Genomic DNA, 17,447 nt, shown 5'->3' on the forward strand with positions numbered 1-17,447 from the left:
CCACCCCGGCCAAGACCGCCGCGACGAAGGCCTGGAGCCGCCCGCTCTCGGCGCCCTGCAGGACCAGCCCGTCGAGCAGCACCGGCGTGTGCAGGCCCGGCTCGCCGTCCAGCGCCGCGCTCCAGGCGGCGCCGCCGTCCGCGACCCGGTACGCAGTGAGCGTCGCCCCCGCGCTGCGCAGGACCAGGCCGGCGCCCACCGTGAAGCCGCCCGACACGCCCTCGGGCAACGGGATCTCCCACCGGGGGCGGCCGTTCAGGCGGTACCCGGCCAGGAAGCGCCGCACTTCCTTGCGCTCCAGGGACTCCACGACCAGCGTGTCGCCGGCGGCGGCGAGCTGACCCAGGGCGCGGCCCGGGACGTCGACGATCGGGCCCAGGTCGGCGCCCGTGTACGCGTCGAAGCGGCGGATCTGGCCGGTCGGGCCCTCCGAGGTGCGAAACAGGGTGCCGTCGATGACGATCGCGCCGTTGACCTGCTCGTCGCGGGTGGGCGGGGCCGCGGTCCAGGCCGGGCGCAGGCCGGCGACGGTGGCGGCGTTCAGGTCGCCGGTGAGGGCCTGGCGGCCGGATCGGCCCGGGTCGGCGCCGTTCTGCGTCCAATCGGAGTCGGCGGCGCTTCCGTACCCGCCGCCACCCGGCCGTTTGCCGGCTTGGGACGAAATGTCGCGAAATTTCGGGCTTTCGGCCGAAATTGGGCGAGGGATCGCCTCAGTCCCGCTCGCCGCCGTCGGGTTGATCGAGCCCAGCAGGGCGGACAGCATGAGCACCCGCGGTACCAAATCGGAAAAAAGCCTCACGCGGGCTCAACGACGGCACCGAACGTTAGTGGCGCTGCACGCCCTCCGCGCCTCAACGACGGCACCAGACGCTAGTGGCGGCGTACGCCCTCCGCGAGCTCCGCGCTCAGCTTGGCCACCGCCGCCACGCCCGCGGCCGGGGTGTCGGCTTCCAACAGGCACCGGACCAGGGCGCTGCCCACGATCACGCCGTCGGCAAACGCGCCCACCTCGGCGGCCTGCTGGCCGTTGGAGACGCCCAGGCCGACGGCGACCGGCGTGCCCGGGGCCAGCCGGCGCACACGCTCCACGAGGGCGGGGGCGGCGCTGCTGGTCTGCGTGCGGGCGCCGGTGACGCCCATGACGCTGGTGGCGTACACGAAGCCCCGGCAGGCCGCGCCCGTGGACGCGATCCGGGCGTCGGTCGAGGACGGCGAGACCAGGAAGACCCGGTCCAGGCCGTGCGCGTCGGAGGCGGCCAGCCACGGACCGGCCTCGTCGGGGATGAGGTCGGGCGTGATGATGCCCGCGCCGCCGGCCGAGGCCAGGTCGGCGGCGAAGCGCTCCACGCCGTAGCGCTCCACCAGGTTCCAGTACGTCATCGTGAGGATCGGCGCACCGCTCCCGGCGGCCGCCTCCACGGCGGCGAGGCCGTCGCGGACGCGGAAGCCGGCGGCCAGGGCGGCCTCGGTGGCGCGCTGGATGACCGGGCCGTCCATGACCGGGTCGGAGTACGGCAGCCCGACCTCGACCGCGTCCACCCCATTGTCGATCATGGCCCGGATGGCGTCCACGGCGGTCGAGTGGTCCGGGAACCCGGCCGGCAGGTAGCCGATGACGGCGCTGCGCCCCTCGGCGCGCGCCTTCTCGAAGGCGGCTTCGACGCTCATACCTTGAACCATTCGCGCGCGGTGTCCATGTCCTTGTCGCCGCGGCCCGAGAGGCAGACGATCACGGTCGGCTCGCGGTCCAGCTCGGCGGCGAGCCGCGGGATCACCCGCAGGGCGCCGGCGACGGCGTGCGCGCTCTCGATGGCCGGGATGATGCCCTCGGTGCGGCACAGCAGCTTGAAGGCGTCCATCGCCTCCGCGTCGGTGACCGGCTCGTACGTGGCCCGGCCGGTGTCGTGCAGGTACGCGTGCTCGGGACCGACCGCCGGGTAGTCCAGGCCGGCCGAGATGGAGTGCGACTCGACGGTCTGGCCGTCCTCGTCCTGCAGCAGGTACGTGCGGGCGCCGTGCAGCACGCCGGTCGCGCCGCCGGTGATGCTGGCCGCGTGCCGGCCGGTCTCCATGCCGTCGCCGCCGGCCTCGAAGCCGAACAGCCGCACGCCCTCGTCGGGCACGAACGCGTGGAAGGCCCCGATCGCGTTGGAGCCGCCGCCCACGCAGGCCGCGACGGCGTCGGGCAGCCGGCCGGTCTGCTCCATGATCTGGCGGCGGGCCTCGACGCTGATGCCGCTGACGAAGTCGCGGACCATGGCCGGGAAGGGGTGCGGGCCGGCCGCGGTGCCGAGCAGGTAGTGGGTGCCGTCCACGTTGGTCACCCAGTCGCGCAGGGCCTCGTTGATCGCGTCCTTGAGCGTCTTCGAGCCGGTCGTGACGGGCACGACGGTGGCGCCGAGCATGCGCATCCTGGCCACGTTGAGGGCCTGGCGACGGGTGTCCTCCTCGCCCATGTAGACCACGCACTCGAGGTCGAGCAGGGCGCAGGCGGTGGCGCTGGCCACGCCGTGCTGGCCGGCCCCGGTCTCGGCGATGACGCGCGTCTTGCCCATGCGCTTGGTGAGCAGCGCCTGGCCCAGGACGTTGCGCACCTTGTGGGCGCCGGTGTGGTTGAGATCTTCTCGTTTCAAGAAGATCTGCGCACCGGTACCGCGGGAAAGCCGCTCCGCCCGGTACAAGGGGCTCGGCGTGTTGGCGTAGTCGCGCAGCAGCCGGCCGAACTCGGCCTGGAACGCCTCGTCGGCCTGCGCGTGCCGGTAGGCGGCGTCGAGCTGGTCGAGCGCGGCGATGAGCGCCTCGGGGACGAAGCGCCCGCCGAAGGTGCCGAAGTGGCCGCTCGGGTCCGGCAGCAGGCCGGCGGCGGTGAGGTACGCGCTCATCGGGCCGCCCTCGGCGTGGCCGGGTGGCTGCCGGCGGTGACCAGCTCGGCGACGGCGTCGCGGGGGCTCTTCTGCGTGACCAGGCCCTCGCCGACCAGCACCGCGTCGGCGCCGGCGGACGCGTAGCGGATCAGGTCGTGCGGGCCGCGCACCCCGGACTCGGCGATCTTCACGACCTCGGCCGGCAGCCCGGGCGCGATCCGCTCGAAGACCTGGCGGTCGACCTCGAGCGTGCGCAGGTTGCGGGCGTTGACCCCGATGACCCGGGCGCCGGCCTCCAGCGCCCGGTCGGTCTCCTCCTCGTCGTGCACCTCGACCAGCGCCGTCATGCCGAGGCTCTCGATCCGGTCGAGCAGCCCGGTCAGCGTGTTCTGGTCCAGCGCGGCGACGATGAGCAGCACCAGGTCGGCGCCGAAGGCCCGGGCCTCGTGCACCTGGTACGACGACACGACGAAGTCCTTGCGCAGCAGCGGCACGTCGACCGCGGCCCGCACCGCGGCGAAGTCGTCGAGGCTGCCGCCGAACCACCGGCCCTCGGTGAGCACGCTGACGCAGCGGGCGCCGCCGGCCGCATACTCCTTGGCGAGCTCGGCCGGGTCGGGGATCTCGGCCAGCTGGCCTTTGGACGGCGACGAGCGCTTGACCTCGGCGATCACGCCGACGCCGGGGGCGCGCAGCTTCGCGTAGGCGTCCCGCGGCGGCGGGGCCTGGGCGGCGCGCTGCTTGATGTCTGACAGGGGCACCTGGGCCTCGCGGACCGCCAGGTCCTCGCGCACTCCGGCGAGGATCTCGTCGAGCACCCGGCCGCTTTCCGCGTTGATCAAGGAGCTCCCCTCTCCGGTGGTCATGCGACCGATGCTAGGTCGCCCCCGGGCAGTGGACGGCCGCGGGGGTATGGCCGACGTCACCTGATGGACTAGGGCATAATGCCTCGCCGCCGCGTTTTGTCGTACCCCCGATCTAGGGTTGCGGCATGAGCGTCGAGCGGGCCAACACATTGACGGCCGGCTGGGCGTCCGTGTCACCCGCGGGCGTGTTCTCAGCCGCCGTCGTCTATCCCCTGCTCGCCCTGCTGGCCACCGTCGCCGGCGGGCGGGCCGCCGAGGAACTGCGCGCGGTCGCGCCGACGCCGCTCAAACTGCCGGTCCGTGGCGCGCTGGGCATCTGGACCCGCGAGGGCACCCCGCTGACCCTCGACTGGGCGGCCCGCTGCGACCCGCGGCTGACCGGCGACCCGGCCATCGACCGCCCGCTGCTGGACGCCTGGGCGGCCGCGCAGACCGGCGCCCCGGTTCCCCCGCTGCCGCCGATCGGCCCCGACGACGGCCTGGTCCTGGCCTCGGCCTTGGCCGTGACCGCCGACTGGCAGGAGCCTTTCACCGATGGCGTACTGCGTCCGGCCGACGGCCCCTGGGCCGGCCGGAGGCTGGCCTCGCTGCACCGCCGCGGGCCCGACCTCTCCGCGGTGCGGGTCGCCCACACCCCGGCCGGGCCGGTCACCCTGCTCACTATCGCCGGCACGGCCGACGTCGACGTGGTCCTGTGCACGGCCGGCGGGGCCGCCCCGCCCGGCACCGTCCTGGCCGCGGCGGCAACGGCACGCCCGGCCGGCTCGTCACGCCCCCCGAGCGGTCCCTGCATCAGCAAGGGCCTCGTCGACGCGGACGACCCGGAGCCGGAGCTGGTCGTGAAAGTTCCGCGGTTCGCCGCCGTCGCCGCCCACGACCTGCTCGGGCTGGCCAAGGTGCTCGGCCTGGGCGCGGCCGTGAGCGCCGGCACGTTCCCGGGTGTCGGCCCCGACCCCCTGCGGGTCACGGCGGCAGGGCAGAGCGTGGCGGCGGCCTTCACTGGGCCGGGCTTCCGGGCGGCACCGGTCGAGCCGGCGCCGTGGGCACCGGCGCCGGTCGCGGCGGCGACTGCCCGCCGCCTGCGGGTCACGGTCCGGTTCGACTCACCCTTCGGTCACCTGACCGTCCACCGCCCGACCGGCCTGGTCCTCATGGCCGGCTGGGTGTCAGACCCCGAGGAGGCGCGGTGAGGGTCGTGGTCCCGGTGCGGTTCGACCGCCCGTTCGGGTTCCTGGCGGTGCACCGGCCGAGCGGCCCGGTCCTCCTCGCCGGCTGGGTGGCGGAGCCATGGGTCGCCTAGGCCTGCCCGGGCTCCTCCTCCGGCTTGCCGGGGCGCCGCCAGCGCTCCGGGATCTCGCCGCGGGCCTGCATCTCCTTCCACTTCGCGAACGGGTCGAACTCGTGCTCCAGCGGCTCCTGGGGCGGGCGTTCGGCCTCGGGGACGTGGACGAGGTTGATCCGGATGCGGTACCAGACGGAGTTGATCCCCCGCATCGAGTCGACCAGGACGTCGGCCGGCTCCAGCAGCGGCCAGACCGCCGGGTGGCGTTCCTTCCACCGCTCGAGGTCTTCCAGGGCCTCCTCGCGGGTGGCGGTGCGGGTGATCTCGATGAGCGGCATGCTCGGCTGGCGCCGCCCGGTGCCCTTCTTCGCCGGGGCCTTCTTCTTGAACGTGGCCGCGAGCTCCAGCAGCGGCTCCAGCGACCCGCGGGCGTCCTCGATGCCGGCCCACGGGTCGGGCCGGTCCGGCACGGTCTCCATCGTGTAGCGGGCCGGGTCGCAGTCCGGCACCTCGTCCCAGCCGAGCGGGGCGGAGACCTTCGCCTCCTCGGACGGGCGCACCGAGTAGCCCGACGCCGTGGTGTGGTCCTTGGCGTTCTGGTTGTAGTCGAGGAAGACGCCCTGCCGCTCCTCCTTCCACCACGCGCCGGTGGCGAGGTCGGGCGCCCGGCGGGCCACCTCCCGGGCGAAGCCCTCGGCGGCCCGGCGCACCTCGGCGAAGGTCCAGCGGGGCTCGACACGGGCGTAGATGTGGAAGCCGCGCGAGCCGGAGGTCTTGGGCCACCCCGCGAGGCCGTACTCCTCCAGCACCTCCCGGGCGATCAGCGCCACGTCGACCACCTGCCCCCACGGCACGCCGGGCACCGGGTCGAGGTCGATGCGCAGCTCGTCGGGGTGATCGAGGTCCTCGGCGAGCACCGAGTGGGTGTGCAGCTCCAGGCACCCGAGGTTGACGACCCAGGCCAGCTGGGCGGCGTCGCGCAGCACGATCTCCTCGGCGGTGCGCCCGGACGGGTAGCGCAGCTCGGCCGTCTCGATCCACTCGGGCCGCTTGGCGGGCGCGCGCTTCTGGAAGAACGCCTCGCCCTCGATCCCGTTGACGTACCGCTTGAGCGCCATCGGCCGCCCCCCGGCGCCGCGCAGCGCCCCGTCGGCGATGGCCAGGTAGTACCGGACGACGTCCATCTTGGTCCGGCCGGACTTCGGGAAGTACACCTTGTCGGGATTGGTGATGGTCACCTCGCGCCCGGCGACCTCGATCACTTCCTCGGTGCTGCTCGCCATGTGCCGACCCTACCGAGCGACCGCCTCCCCCGCCCCCGCGTTCAGTCGCCCCGCCTCCGATCGCCCCGGGTCCGGGCCGGGCCGGCTCGATCGCGTTCGCCGCTGGTCGGGCCCTCGCCGCACATCCGGGTCGCCCGGCGGCGGGCAGGTCCCGGCCGTCGTACCCTGAGCCGGGCCGGCGCGGGCGTGGCTCTTACAACGGCGGACGCCCGCGGACGGCACTTGGCCGCCGCGCCGCAGGGCGGGGCCAGCTCACGGGCCGCCGTCGGCAGGCGCGTCCCGGCCGCTGCACCCCAGACCTGGCCTCTCTCACAGGCCGCCCTCGGCAGGCACGCCCCGGCCCTCGCGCCCCAGACCTGGCCTCGCTCACGGACCGCCGTCGGCAGGCACATCCCGGCCGCCGCACCCCAAAGCTGGGCTCGCTCACAGGCTGACGTCGGCGGGCGCGTCCCGGCCCTCGCGCCCCGGGGTAAGGCGGGCGCTGGCGTCGCGCTCGCAAAGGCGGACGTCCGCGGACAGGCCCCGGCCGCCGCGCGCCGGAGCAGCGCTCGCGCGCGGGCCGCCGTTCATGGGCACGTCCCGGCCTTCGCGCCACGGGGCAAGCCGGGCGCGGGCGGGGTCGCTCAGGGGCGGTCCCCGTTGGTCGGGTCCTCGCCGCGGTCCAAGGCATCCCACAGCTCGGCCTGGGATGCCGGGCGGTCCCGTTTGACCCCCACGGGGGCGGCCGGGCGCTCGTACCGGGCGCCCATCCCCGGCCACGACCGGCCCTTGCGGGTCGTGATCACGCCGGCGGCGAGCACGAGCAGGCCGGCGAGGGCGCACAGCAGCGGCCAGGCGACCTTGACGTGGTCGCCGAGGGCGACCAGGGCGGCGACCGCGATGCCGACGCCCGAGAGGATCAGCAGCGCGCCGACGACCAGCCGGGCCGCGGCCCGGGTGGCGAAGAGCGCGCCGGCTCCGGCCAGCGCGACCACGCCGAGGGCGGGCAGCCACGGGGCGATCTCGGCGCCGGTCCGGTGCTCGGTGACCGGCGGCAGCGGCGCCGGCTGGGTGGTGAGCAGGTCCTGCCAGCCCCGGGTCGCGGCCAGCAGCACCAGCCCGGCCCCGATGGCACAGGCCACCGCCGTGGTCGCGAGCCCCCGCCGCCCGGTCAGCGCACCGCCCGACGCACCGCGGCCCTCGGCCACCGGGGCGGTGCCCCCGCGCCCTGTCCTCGACCCGGCCGCAGCCTCCACGCCGTCGCGCGCGGAGCCGGCGGACGCCTTGCCGCGGTCGCGCGCCGAGCCGGCCGACGCCTCGCCGCGGTCGCCCGCGGAGCCGGCCGACGCCTCGCGGCGGTCGCTCGCGGAGCCGGGCGGGGTGCTCTCGGCGGGCGTGATCTTGCCCCGGTCGCTCGCCGGGCCGGGGTCGTTCGCCGGGGTGGGCGCAGGGTCGGGGGTGCCGCTCACCGGGCCGGCCGGAGGGTCTCGGCGGTCGCGATCGCGGCGAGAACCGCGGCGGCCTTGTTGCGGGTCTCGGTCTCCTCCGCGGCCGGGTCGGAGTCGGCGACGATGCCGGCGCCGGCCTGCACGTAGGCGATGCGGTCGCGGATCAGGGCGGTGCGGATGGCGATGGCGGTGTCCATGTCGCCGCCGAAGCCGAAGTAGCCGACGACCCCGCCGTACAGGCCGCGGCGGGTGGGCTCGAGCTCCTCGATGATCTCCATCGCGCGGACCTTCGGGGCCCCCGACAGGGTGCCGGCCGGGAACGTGGCGGCGAGCGTGTCGAAGGCGCTGCGATCGTCGTGCAGTTCGCCGACGACGGTCGAGACGATGTGCATGACGTGGGAGTACCGCTCGACGGTCATGAACTCGGGCACCTCGACCGTGCCGGGCTTGCACACCCGCCCGAGGTCGTTGCGGGCGAGGTCGACGAGCATCACGTGCTCCGCCCGCTCCTTCGGGTCGGCGAGCAGGTCGGCGGCGAGCGCCGCGTCCTCCTCCGGCGTGGCCCCGCGCCACCGGGTGCCGGCGATCGGGTGCAGCAGTGCCCGCCGGCCGTCGACCTTCACGTGTACCTCGGGAGAGGACCCCACGACATCGAAGCCGTCGAAGCGCAGGAGGTACATGTACGGGCTGGGATTGGTGGTCCGCAGCACCCGGTAGACGTCCAGCGGGTCCGCGTCGGTGGCCCGTTCGAAGCGCTGGGCGACGACGATCTGGAAGCACTCCCCCGCGCGGATGGCCTCCTTGGCGGCCTCGACCGCCTTCGGGTACTCCCCGGCCGGGGTGCGGCTGACCACGTCGCCGAGCGCCACGCGGTCCACAGTGGACACCAGCGGGGGCGTGGGCCGGGACAGCGCCGTGGTCATCGCGTCCAGCCGGCCGATCGCCTGGTGGTACGCGGCGGCGACGGTCGCGTCGTCCGCCCCGGCCGCGGGCAGGACCGCGTTGGCGATGAGCAGCGCCGCGCCCTCGAAGTGATCGAGCGCCACCAGGTCGGTCGCGAGCATCATGCCCAGCTCGGGGTGGTGCAGGTCGTCCAGGGCCAGCTCGGGCAGCCGCTCGAAGCGACGGACCGCGTCATAGGACAGGAAGCCGACCAGCCCGCCCGACAGCGGGGGCAGGTGCAGGCCGCGCAGGTCGGCGTCGTCGGAGGTGAGGGCTTCGATCGTGGCCCGCAGTACCTCCGTGGGATCCCCGTCCACGGGAACGTTGGCCGGCGGGGCGCCGAGCCAGTGCGCGCGCCCGTCGCGCTCCACGAGGGTGGCCATGCTGCGCACGCCGATGAAGCTGTACCGCGACCAGACCGCCCCGGCCGCTCCCGCGCCCTGCTCGGCCGACTCGAGCAGGAAGGTGCCGGGGCCGCCGGCGAGCTTGCGGTACACCCCGACGGGCGTCTCGCCGTCGGCCAGCAGGCGGCGGGTCACCGGCACCACCCGGCGGGTGCGCGCCAGCTCGCGGAAGGTGGCCTCGTCCGGGGCCACGGCGCCGGTGGTCATCCGGCTACCTCCAGTGGAGTGAAGAAGCAGGTGTGGTTGCCGGTGTGACACGCGGCGCCGGTCTGCTCGACCGTGATCAGCAAGGTGTCACCGTCGCAGTCGAGCGCCACGGACTTCACGTGCTGCGCGTGGCCGGAGGTCTCCCCCTTGACCCAGTACCGGTTGCGGCTGCGCGACCAGTACGTCGCCCGCCCCGTCGTGAGCGTCCGGTGCAGCGCCTCGTCATCCATCCAGGCCAACATCAGCACCTGCCCCGTGCCGTGCTCTTGGACGACCGCGGGCACCAGCCCGGCCTCGTTCCGACCTAAACGCCGGGCGACTTCTGGATCAAGGTTCGACGACACGGCATCAATTCTCCCGCACCGCGGATACTCAGCGGTTCGGGGTCTATGGCTGCTGGTGTTGAGGGAGTACCTTGGCGGTGCGCCGCACGGAAGATCTGCGCGGTCGCCCACCCTTCCCCGCTCGCCGACGGACACCCCCTACCCGTCTTCGCTGGGGGCACCCCACCGCCGGCTCATGCGGTCGTCGGTTCCCGGGCGCCGCTCGGCCTCCCGGCGTCCGCGACCCCAGCGCTGAGCCAACAGCAGTCCGAGCGGGTGGCTGCCCCCGTTCGGACCGAGCGGACGGAGGACCCAACGATGCATCCGAACTTCACCCCGCCGAACAACCAGTCGCGCCCATCCCCTGAAGTGTCGGCCCCCGGGGACCACCCGGCGGAGGCCGTCATCCCGGAGCCGCGCCAGCCCCTCGACGACACCCTGTCCGCCTCCGCCGCCGACGACACCCCGTCCGCCGCCGCTGAATCCACCTCCGCCCCCGCCACCGACGCCCCGTCCGCCGCCACCGAGCCGCTGGCCGACGCCGAGGCCATCTCCGTCGCCGTACCGGACGACATCTCCGCCATCGTCGGCCCGGCCACCGACGACGACACCCCGGAAGCCACCGACGCCGAGGCCGCCACGGTCGAGACCGACACCCCGGCCGAGGCGGACGCCGTCGAGGCCGACGACACCCCGGCCGACCCCGAGGCCGAGGTGGACACGGCCGAGGCTTCGGCCGACGCCGAGGCCGCTGAGGTCGCCGAGGTTGACGCGGAGGTTGAGGCGGAGCCCGCCGAGGCCTCTGCGGACGCTGAAGAGCAGGCCGTCGCCGATCCCGGCGACGAGGAAGCGGCCATCGAGGTCACCGAGGCTGGGGCCGAGGACACCGAAGCCGAGCCGGAACCCGAGACCGAGGCCGCGGAGCCCGAGGCCGCCGCCGAGGACGAGGCCGACACCGAGACCGCCGCCGCGGTCGAGGACGCCGACACCGAGCCGGAGGCCGAGGCTGAGCCGGAGGCCGAGGCTGAGCCGGAGGCCGAGGCCGCGGTCGAGCCCGAAGCCGAGACCGTCGACGAGCCGGAAGCCGAGACCGACGAAGCTGAGGTCGTCGCCGAGACCGAGACCGCCGACGAGCCCGAAGCCGAGGCCATCGCCGAGGCGGAGGCCGTGGCCGAGGAGGCCGAGGCCGAGGCGGACACCGAGGTTGCGGCGGAGGCCGACGCCGACGAGGAACCCGCGGCCGAGGTAGCGGTCGACGACGCCGAAGCTGAGGCGAGCACCGAGGCAGCGACGGCCGAGGAAACCGAGGCGGACGCCGAGGTTGCAGCGGAGGCTGAGCCCGAGGCCGAGGCTCAGGCCGACGAGGAGCCCGAGGCGGAGGCCGCGGTCGAGGCCGAAGCGGTCGACGCCGAGGCGGACGACGATGCTGCGGAGACGGGCGACGAGGAGCCCGTCGCCGAGGCGGCCGACGACGTCGAGGCCGTGGCGGAGCCCGGCGACGAGGCGGACGCCGACGAGGCCGAGGCAGCCGCGGACGAGACGGTCGAGGCCGTTGCGGACGAGGTCGCAGACGAGAGCGAGGAGGCCGCGGAGGAGCCGGCCGCCGAGGTGGTCGTCGAGGACGCCGCCGATGAGGATGCCGAGGCGGAGGTAGCCGAGGGCGACGCCGAGCCCGCCGCGGAAAGCGACGCCGACGCCGCGGAGAGCGAGGCGGACGACGATGCAGAGCCGGTCGCGGAGGTCGAGGCGGAGGAAGGCGACGAACCGGCTGCGGACTCGGAGGACGTCGCGGCTGCGGACGAGACGGAGGCGGTGACCGAGGAGGACGCCGGCGAGGAGCCCGCGGCGGAGGCCGAGGACGAGGCCGCAGACGAGCTGAGCGAGGAGCCGGCGGCGGAGACCGACGCCGAGCCCGAGGCCGCTGAGGAGAACGTCGCCGAGGCCGTTGCCGAAGAGGCCGTCGCTGAGGCCGAAACCGCCGAAGAGGCCGCCGAAGACGCCGTTGCCGAAGCCGACGCCGCGGAAGAGACTGCCGAAGAGGCCGTCGCTGAGGCCGAGGCCGCGGAAGACGCCGCCGAGGAAGCCGTCGCTGAGGCCGAAACCGCGGAAGACGCCGCCGAAGACGCCGTCGCCGAAGCCGACGCCGCGGAAGACGCCGCCGAGGAAGCCGTCGCTGAGGCCGAAACCGCGGAAGACGCCGCCGAAGACGCCGTCGCTGAGGCCGAAACCGCGGAAGACGCCGCCGAAGACGCCGTTGCCGAAGCCGACGCCGCGGAAGAGACTGCCGAAGACGCCGTTGCTGAGGCCGAGGCCGCGGAAGACGCTGCCGAAGACGCCGTTGCTGAGGCCGACGCCGCGGAAGACGCTGCCGAAGACGCCGTTGCTGAGGCCGAGGCCGCGGAAGACGCTGCCGAAGACGCCGTTGCTGAGGCCGAGGAGGCCGACGCGGAGCTGGAAGCCGAAGCCGCCGGGGACGAGCCCGAGGCGGACGTGGTCGTGGTCGAGATCGTCGAGGTCGCGGACGTCGACGCCGAGAGCGCCGATGATGAGCCCGTGGCCGCGGTGGACGCTGAGGGCGACGAAGAGACGGACGAGGACGGCGAGGCCGAGGCGAACGAGGACGAGCCCGAGGCCGCGGTGGTCGTGGTCGAGGTCGCCGAGGTCGCGGATGTCGAGGCCGAGGCCGAGGTCGCCGTAGAGGCCGAGGCCGAAGCGGAGGTTGAGGCCGAGGAAGCCGGCGACGAGCCCGTGGCCGAGGCGGACGCCGAAGACGAGGACGGGGCGGACGAAGACGGCGACGAGGTCGTGGCGTCCGTGGACGAAGACGAGGACGAGGACGTCGAGGCCGCGTTCCTCGTGGCCGAGGTCGACGACGTCGACGGCGAGGAGCAGGACGAAGAGCAGGCCGCGATCGTCGTGCTGCTCGAGGAGGACCTCCAGGAGGAGCTCGAGGAGGACGAGGAGGAAGACGAGTTCGAGCACGCGGCCGTCGCGCCGGTGCAGCTGGCGCCCGGGGACATTGTCGAGCGGCGGATCGTGGTCTGGAAGCGTAAGCGGGCGGACAAGTTCCGGCAGCAGCTGGTGAAGGCGGAGTCCAAGTTCGTCGAGGACCCGGTCAAGGCGGTCGCGCGGGCGTCGGCGGTCGTCAGTGACGCGATCGAGACGTTGGCGGAGAAGTTGCAGGAGCAGCAGCACGCGCTGGACCCCGGCACGTCGTCGAAGCGGCCCGACACCGAGTCGCTGCGGGTCGCGCTGCGGCAGTACAAGGACTTCTTGGAGCGGGTGCTGTCGCTCTGAAGTACCGCTGAAGGCTTCTAACAGGGGCGGGCCGGGACATTCCGGTCCGCCCCTGTCGCATTTGCAGGTTTGACGTCGTGGTCAGATTGCATTTAGCGTTGATTTCAACAGGCGTTGAAATCAGGGAGAAGGGACCGACGATGGGTAACGCGATCGAGGTCGAGCACCTCGTGATCGCGCGCGGCAAGCGGCGGGTGCTGCACGACTTCACCTGCAGCGTGCCCAGCGGCAGCGTCACGGGGCTGCTCGGGCCGAGCGGCAGCGGGAAGACCACGTTCATGCGCGCCGTGGTCGGCGTGCAGAAGATCGTCAGCGGCCGGGTCACGGTGCTCGGCCATCCCGCCGGCTCGCGGCCGCTGCGCGACAAGGTCGGCTACCTCACGCAGGCGCCGAGCGTGTACGCCGACCTGACCATCCGTGAGAACGCGCGGTACTTCGCCTCGCTCTACGGCCTCGGCGCCAAGGAGGCCGACGCGGCCGTCAGCGACGTGGGGCTGAGCACGGCCAAGGACCAGCTGGTCGGCCAGCTCTCCGGCGGCCAGCGCGCCCGCGCCTCGCTGGCCTGCGCGATCGTGAGCCGGCCCCAGCTGCTGGTCCTCGACGAGCCGACGGTCGGCCAGGACCCGGTCCTGCGCAACGAGCTCTGGCAGCGTTTCCACGCCATGGCCAAGGCGGGCTCCACCCTGCTGGTCTCCAGCCACGTGATGGACGAGGCCGGCCGCTGCGACCGCCTCCTGCTGATCCGCGAGGGCCATCTGATCGCCGACGAGACCCCCGCAGCGGTACGGCGCAACGCCGGCACCGACGACCTGGACGAAGCCTTCCTCAGGCTCGTGCAGGCCAACGACCCCGAGCCGCAGGCGAACGATCCCGAGAAGCTGGCCCACGACCCGGAGAAGGTGGCCTGACCCATGTCGCTGCGACACACCTTCGGCACCGCCGGCCGGATCCTGCGCCAGCTGCGCCACGACCGCCGGACGATCGCGCTGATCCTCGTGGTCCCGACGGTCCTGCTGACCCTGCTGCGGTACCTCTACGACGACAACCCGCGGCTCTTCGACCGCGTCGGGCTCATCATGCTCGGCGTGTTCCCGCTGGTCATCATGTTCCTGCTGACGAGCGTGGCGATGCTGCGCGAGCGGACCAGCGGCACCCTGGAGCGGCTCCTCACCACCCCGATCGGCAAGGTCGACATCCTGCTGGGCTACGGGATCGCCTTCGCGGTCGCCGCCGCCGTGCAGGCCGCCGTCGTCTCGACCCTGGCGTTCTGGCTCCTGGGCCTGGACACGCTCGGCCCGCCGTGGCTCGTCGGCGTGATCGCGGTCGGCAACGCGGTGCTCGGCATGGCCCTCGGCCTGCTGGTCAGCGCCTTCGCCGACAGCGAGTTCCAGGCCGTGCAGTTCATGCCCGCGGTGGTACTGCCACAGGTCCTCCTCTGCGGCCTGCTCCAGCCCCGCGATCGCATGCCGGGCTGGATGGAGGCGATCAGCGACGCGCTGCCCATGTCGTACGCCGTGCAGGCCCTCACCGAACTCGGCACCCACGCCGACCCCACCGCCGTCATGTGGCGAGACCTGGCCATCATCGTCGGCTGCGTGCTCGTGGCACTCTTGCTCGGTGCGGCGACACTGCGCCGCCGAACCGCCTAGCGCCGTTCACGAGTCCCCGGACGGCAGGCACCGCACCACGACCACGGCGCCTGCGCGCGGAAGCCGCCAAGCGGGCGCCCGGTCCCCGACGAACGGCAGAAAGAGGCTCATGCCCCGCACCGGACGACGCCCCGGCAACCAGGACACGCGCGAGGCCATCCTGGCCGCGGCCCGCACCGCCTTCGCGGAGCGCGGCTTCGACGGGGCGTCCATCCGGCAGATCGCGACCAGCGCCGGCGTGGACCCGGCGCTGGTGCACCACTACTTCGGCCCGAAGGACCAGCTGTTCCTGGCCACGATGGAGGCCCCCTTCGACCCGGGCCGGATCCTGCCGCAGATCTTCGAGCCTGGCCTGGACGGCGTCGGCGAGCGCCTGGTCGGCACGTTCCTGGCCGTGTGGGACTCCCCCGCCGGCAATGCCGGCGTGGCCCTTCTCCGCAGCGCGATGCAGCACGAGTGGTCGGCCCGCATGCTGCGCGAGTTCCTGGTGACCCAGATCCTGCGCCGCGCGACAAAGGCCCTGCACCTCGACCCGGCCGAGGCCCCGAGGCGCGCCGCCCTCGTCGCGTCCCAGATGATCGGCATGGCCATGATGCGGTACGTCCTGAAGCTCGAACCCCTGGCCTCCATGCGCCCTGACGAGGTTGTGCGCAACATCGCCCCCACCGTCCAGCGCTACCTCGCCGACCCCCTGCCGTAGCCCGCCCCGGCGCTCACTCGTCGTCGGGCTCGGCGCAGTGGATCCGGGCCTGCGGCGTGAGCAACAACCCCAGCAGCGTCCCTGCGCACAGCACCGGCACCAGCCCGAACGACGTCGGCGCGTCGAGCAGCCAGGTCAGCAGCGGCATCATCGTCCCGGCAAAGCCCCAGAACACGAGGCTGGCCAGCCACGCCCAGTGCTCCCCCCGTTTGATCCGCAGCCCGAGGAAGACCAGCACGGCCGCCAACGGCGAGAGGAACAGCACGGCGTTGAAGAAGAGCACGAAGTCCAGATATCCGGTACCTCCCTGAGCCACCGGATCCACCTGCAGCCCCGACAGCAGCACCCCCAACGCAGCCAGCGCCAGCGCCAGCATGACGCCCCCGACCGCGTTGAATCCCGTGACCGCAATACGAACCGGCACCGGCACGTACGGCCGTCCCCCGGCTGCCATGCTGCCCAATGTAGGCCATGACCACCCCGACCTGACCATGAAACATAGCGTCGTGCGTAAATGGACACCGTCCCGGTGACAAACATTGCCCCCTGCGCCGGATAGGCATGGTGTGGCCGGAAAGCGGCCGCCCGGATGCCGAAACGGCAACATGACCGGAGGTGCGGGCAGCCCGAGCGGGCGGGGCACTGCCCGACCGGAACGGGGGCCAGTGGGCGCGGAGAGACGGACACTGCTCCGGTGGCAGGCCGGCGTGCCCCCGTTGGTTCGGGCCGTCGTGATCGCCGCCGTCTGCGTCTTCGCGTACGGCGGGCTCGTCCACCTGGGCGACCTGCTCGGCGTCCGGCCGGGTGGCCCAAGCTCGTCCACGCCCACCTGGCTGATGGTGTACTTCACCTCGCTGACCGTGTTCGATCCGCTCGCGGCGCTGTTGCTGGCGCTGCGTCGGATCGAAGGGCTGCTGCTTGGCTGTGCCGTGCTTGCCAGCGACGCGGCGGCGAACGGGTACGCCAACTACGTGCTGGACACCGTGCCGGGGATCACGCCTGGCCGGATCGGGCAGGCGGTGATCACGGCGCTCGCGGTCGCCCTGATCGCGGCGGCACCCAGGGTGGCGCCCTGGCTGCACCAGCCAGGACGTGCCGACTAAGGTCTGTATCGAAGTCCGGTCGTAATGCCGGGCTTGTTCAACAGCTCGGGTTGTGCGTCTCGTCGTTCCGGCGTGGTCCTGGCCACTGGTGTGGTGGGGCTCATCCGGGGTTGTCGAGGGCTTGTCCCGAAGGTTCGCCGAGCGCCCTGGCACTGGCCGTGCTGGCTGGTGGTGGGCTGCGGCCGCCGCGACCGTCCACCAGTGTGGTGGGGGTCGGGGTGGTGGGTTCCGGTTGACTCGGTCAGGGCTCCTTGCAGCCCTACGTTGATGGTCTCGACCCCGTACCGGTCGAGGGTCGCCCGCGCCGCATCCCAGTCCACCCGGGCCGTACCCGGCTGGGCGGGGTCGGTGAGCACGGTGTGCGCGCCGATCAGCGCGGCGACGAGGTCGCGGTCCCCGGCCAGCCCGCAACCGGGGCAGGAGTGGCGGCGATCCGCCAAGCCCTTCGGGACTCGCTGGCTGCAGAGGCAGTGCTGGGTCCAGGCGGTATGCCGGGTCCCGGCCCGCACCAGCCCAGGCCCGGGTCCGCGGCCGGTGTGGGCGACGACGGCGGTGGTTTCGCGGCGCAGGGCGGTCAGGAGCATGCCGGGGGTGAAGGCGTGGATACCGCGGCCCCACCGCCGGGCCCAGACACGGATATCGGCGTCCTCGACCACCAGCCCGGCGCCATGGACCGCGACCAGGGCCGCGGCGGTGATCCGGGCGCGGGTGTGCCCGGCCCGGGTGCGGGCAGCACCGTCGGCGGCGACGCGGCCGCGGAGCCGCCGGTAGGTATTCGACACGATGTCATGCCGGTAGGCGCGAGCCGGTATCCCGGCCGTGTTCGCGACCCGTGGCCCGCCGGGCATGGTGACCTGCACGGGTGGGAGCCCGGCGGTGCGGCGGCGGTCGGCGCGGCGTTGTTGGCGTGGTGAGAGCCGGTACTGGCCGGGGTTCGCGGCACGGCGGGACCGGTCCAGGGCCCGGTTGCGGCGCCGCTGCCGCAACCGCTCCTCCACCAGGGCAGTGTCGTGGTCGCCGGTGCGGGCGACACGGCTGGCCGCCAACCCGCCGTCCGGGCCGACCGGGACCGAGACCACGGTCAGGTTGGACACGTTGAC

16 protein-coding genes are annotated in these 17,447 nt (G+C 73.7%); 6 read left to right on the forward strand and 10 right to left on the reverse strand.

Annotated elements, in window-relative coordinates:
- The 4 genes from AB0M46_RS47865 to trpC all read right to left on the reverse strand — a co-directional run.
- The coding region (locus AB0M46_RS47865) for a PQQ-binding-like beta-propeller repeat protein (RefSeq protein WP_363347736.1) at positions 1-799 on the reverse strand (799 nt) is incomplete at its 3' end.
- A gap of 71 nt (positions 800-870) precedes the next feature.
- Positions 871-1,668 carry a tryptophan synthase subunit alpha gene (gene trpA / locus AB0M46_RS47870; protein ID WP_363347738.1) on the reverse strand — a complete coding sequence of 266 codons (798 nt, stop codon included), beginning with the start codon at positions 1,666-1,668 and terminating at the stop codon, positions 871-873.
- Positions 1,665-2,882: a tryptophan synthase subunit beta gene (gene trpB / locus AB0M46_RS47875; protein ID WP_363347740.1), complete on the reverse strand. Its 1,218-nt coding sequence runs from the start codon at positions 2,880-2,882 to the stop codon at positions 1,665-1,667. The genes trpA and trpB overlap by 4 nt, the downstream gene beginning before the upstream one ends.
- On the reverse strand, positions 2,879-3,682 hold the full coding sequence (trpC, locus tag AB0M46_RS47880) for an indole-3-glycerol phosphate synthase TrpC (RefSeq protein ID WP_363347768.1): 804 nt from the start codon (positions 3,680-3,682) through the stop codon (positions 2,879-2,881). Before trpC ends, trpB begins: the two co-directional genes overlap by 4 nt.
- A 173-nt stretch (positions 3,683-3,855) precedes the next feature.
- Here trpC and AB0M46_RS47885 point away from each other — a divergent pair, with 173 nt between their 5' ends.
- Positions 3,856-4,920, forward strand: a complete 1,065-nt coding sequence (locus AB0M46_RS47885) for a hypothetical protein (RefSeq protein ID WP_363347742.1) — start codon at positions 3,856-3,858, stop codon at positions 4,918-4,920.
- A 106-nt stretch (positions 4,921-5,026) separates the two neighbouring features.
- On the opposite strand, the gene ligD is transcribed toward AB0M46_RS47885, so the two are convergent.
- From ligD to hisI, 4 genes are all read right to left on the reverse strand, one after another.
- A complete protein-coding gene (ligD, locus tag AB0M46_RS47890) occupies positions 5,027-6,295 on the reverse strand; it encodes a non-homologous end-joining DNA ligase (RefSeq protein ID WP_363347745.1) in 1,269 nt (422 codons plus the stop codon).
- A gap of 623 nt (positions 6,296-6,918) precedes the next feature.
- Positions 6,919-7,743 (reverse strand): Trp biosynthesis-associated membrane protein, encoded by an 825-nt coding sequence (locus AB0M46_RS47895; protein WP_363347747.1) that lies wholly within the window; start codon positions 7,741-7,743, stop codon positions 6,919-6,921.
- A complete protein-coding gene (locus AB0M46_RS47900) occupies positions 7,740-9,275 on the reverse strand; it encodes an anthranilate synthase component I (RefSeq protein ID WP_363347750.1) in 1,536 nt (511 codons plus the stop codon). The genes AB0M46_RS47895 and AB0M46_RS47900 overlap by 4 nt, the downstream gene beginning before the upstream one ends.
- Positions 9,272-9,754 carry a phosphoribosyl-AMP cyclohydrolase gene (hisI, locus tag AB0M46_RS47905; RefSeq protein ID WP_363347752.1) on the reverse strand — a complete coding sequence of 161 codons (483 nt, stop codon included), beginning with the start codon at positions 9,752-9,754 and terminating at the stop codon, positions 9,272-9,274. The genes AB0M46_RS47900 and hisI overlap by 4 nt, the downstream gene beginning before the upstream one ends.
- 162 nt (positions 9,755-9,916) lie before the next feature.
- Between hisI and AB0M46_RS47910 the strand changes: the two genes are divergently transcribed.
- The 4 genes from AB0M46_RS47910 (at position 9,917) to AB0M46_RS47925 (ending at position 15,244) form a co-directional block, all read left to right on the forward strand.
- Entirely contained in the window at positions 9,917-12,895 is a 2,979-nt protein-coding gene (locus AB0M46_RS47910; protein ID WP_363347754.1) for a hypothetical protein, read from the forward strand.
- Between the two features lie 140 nt (positions 12,896-13,035).
- Complete coding sequence (locus tag AB0M46_RS47915) at positions 13,036-13,803, forward strand: ABC transporter ATP-binding protein (RefSeq protein ID WP_363347756.1); 768 nt, start codon at positions 13,036-13,038, stop codon at positions 13,801-13,803.
- Positions 13,804-13,806: 3 nt separating this feature from the next.
- Positions 13,807-14,544: an ABC transporter permease gene (locus tag AB0M46_RS47920; protein ID WP_363347758.1), complete on the forward strand. Its 738-nt coding sequence runs from the start codon at positions 13,807-13,809 to the stop codon at positions 14,542-14,544.
- Positions 14,545-14,653: 109 nt separating this feature from the next.
- Positions 14,654-15,244 carry a TetR family transcriptional regulator gene (locus tag AB0M46_RS47925; RefSeq protein ID WP_363347760.1) on the forward strand — a complete coding sequence of 197 codons (591 nt, stop codon included), beginning with the start codon at positions 14,654-14,656 and terminating at the stop codon, positions 15,242-15,244.
- Between the two features lie 13 nt (positions 15,245-15,257).
- On the opposite strand, the gene AB0M46_RS47930 is transcribed toward AB0M46_RS47925, so the two are convergent.
- Entirely contained in the window at positions 15,258-15,698 is a 441-nt protein-coding gene (locus AB0M46_RS47930; protein ID WP_363347762.1) for a hypothetical protein, read from the reverse strand.
- 277 nt (positions 15,699-15,975) lie between these two features.
- On the opposite strand from AB0M46_RS47930, the gene AB0M46_RS47935 reads away from it, so the two are divergent.
- On the forward strand, positions 15,976-16,347 hold the full coding sequence (locus tag AB0M46_RS47935; RefSeq protein WP_363347764.1) for a hypothetical protein: 372 nt from the start codon (positions 15,976-15,978) through the stop codon (positions 16,345-16,347).
- Here AB0M46_RS47935 and AB0M46_RS47940 read toward each other — a convergent pair.
- Positions 16,344-17,447, reverse strand: a 1,104-nt coding sequence (locus AB0M46_RS47940) for a hypothetical protein (RefSeq protein ID WP_363347766.1), incomplete at its 5' end; no start/stop codon positions are given. The two genes, AB0M46_RS47935 and AB0M46_RS47940, sit on opposite strands and share 4 nt — an antisense overlap.

Origin of the sequence: Dactylosporangium sp. NPDC051485 (genome assembly GCF_040682015.1) — a bacterium.
In the GTDB taxonomy this organism is placed as follows: domain Bacteria; phylum Actinomycetota; class Actinomycetes; order Mycobacteriales; family Micromonosporaceae; genus Dactylosporangium.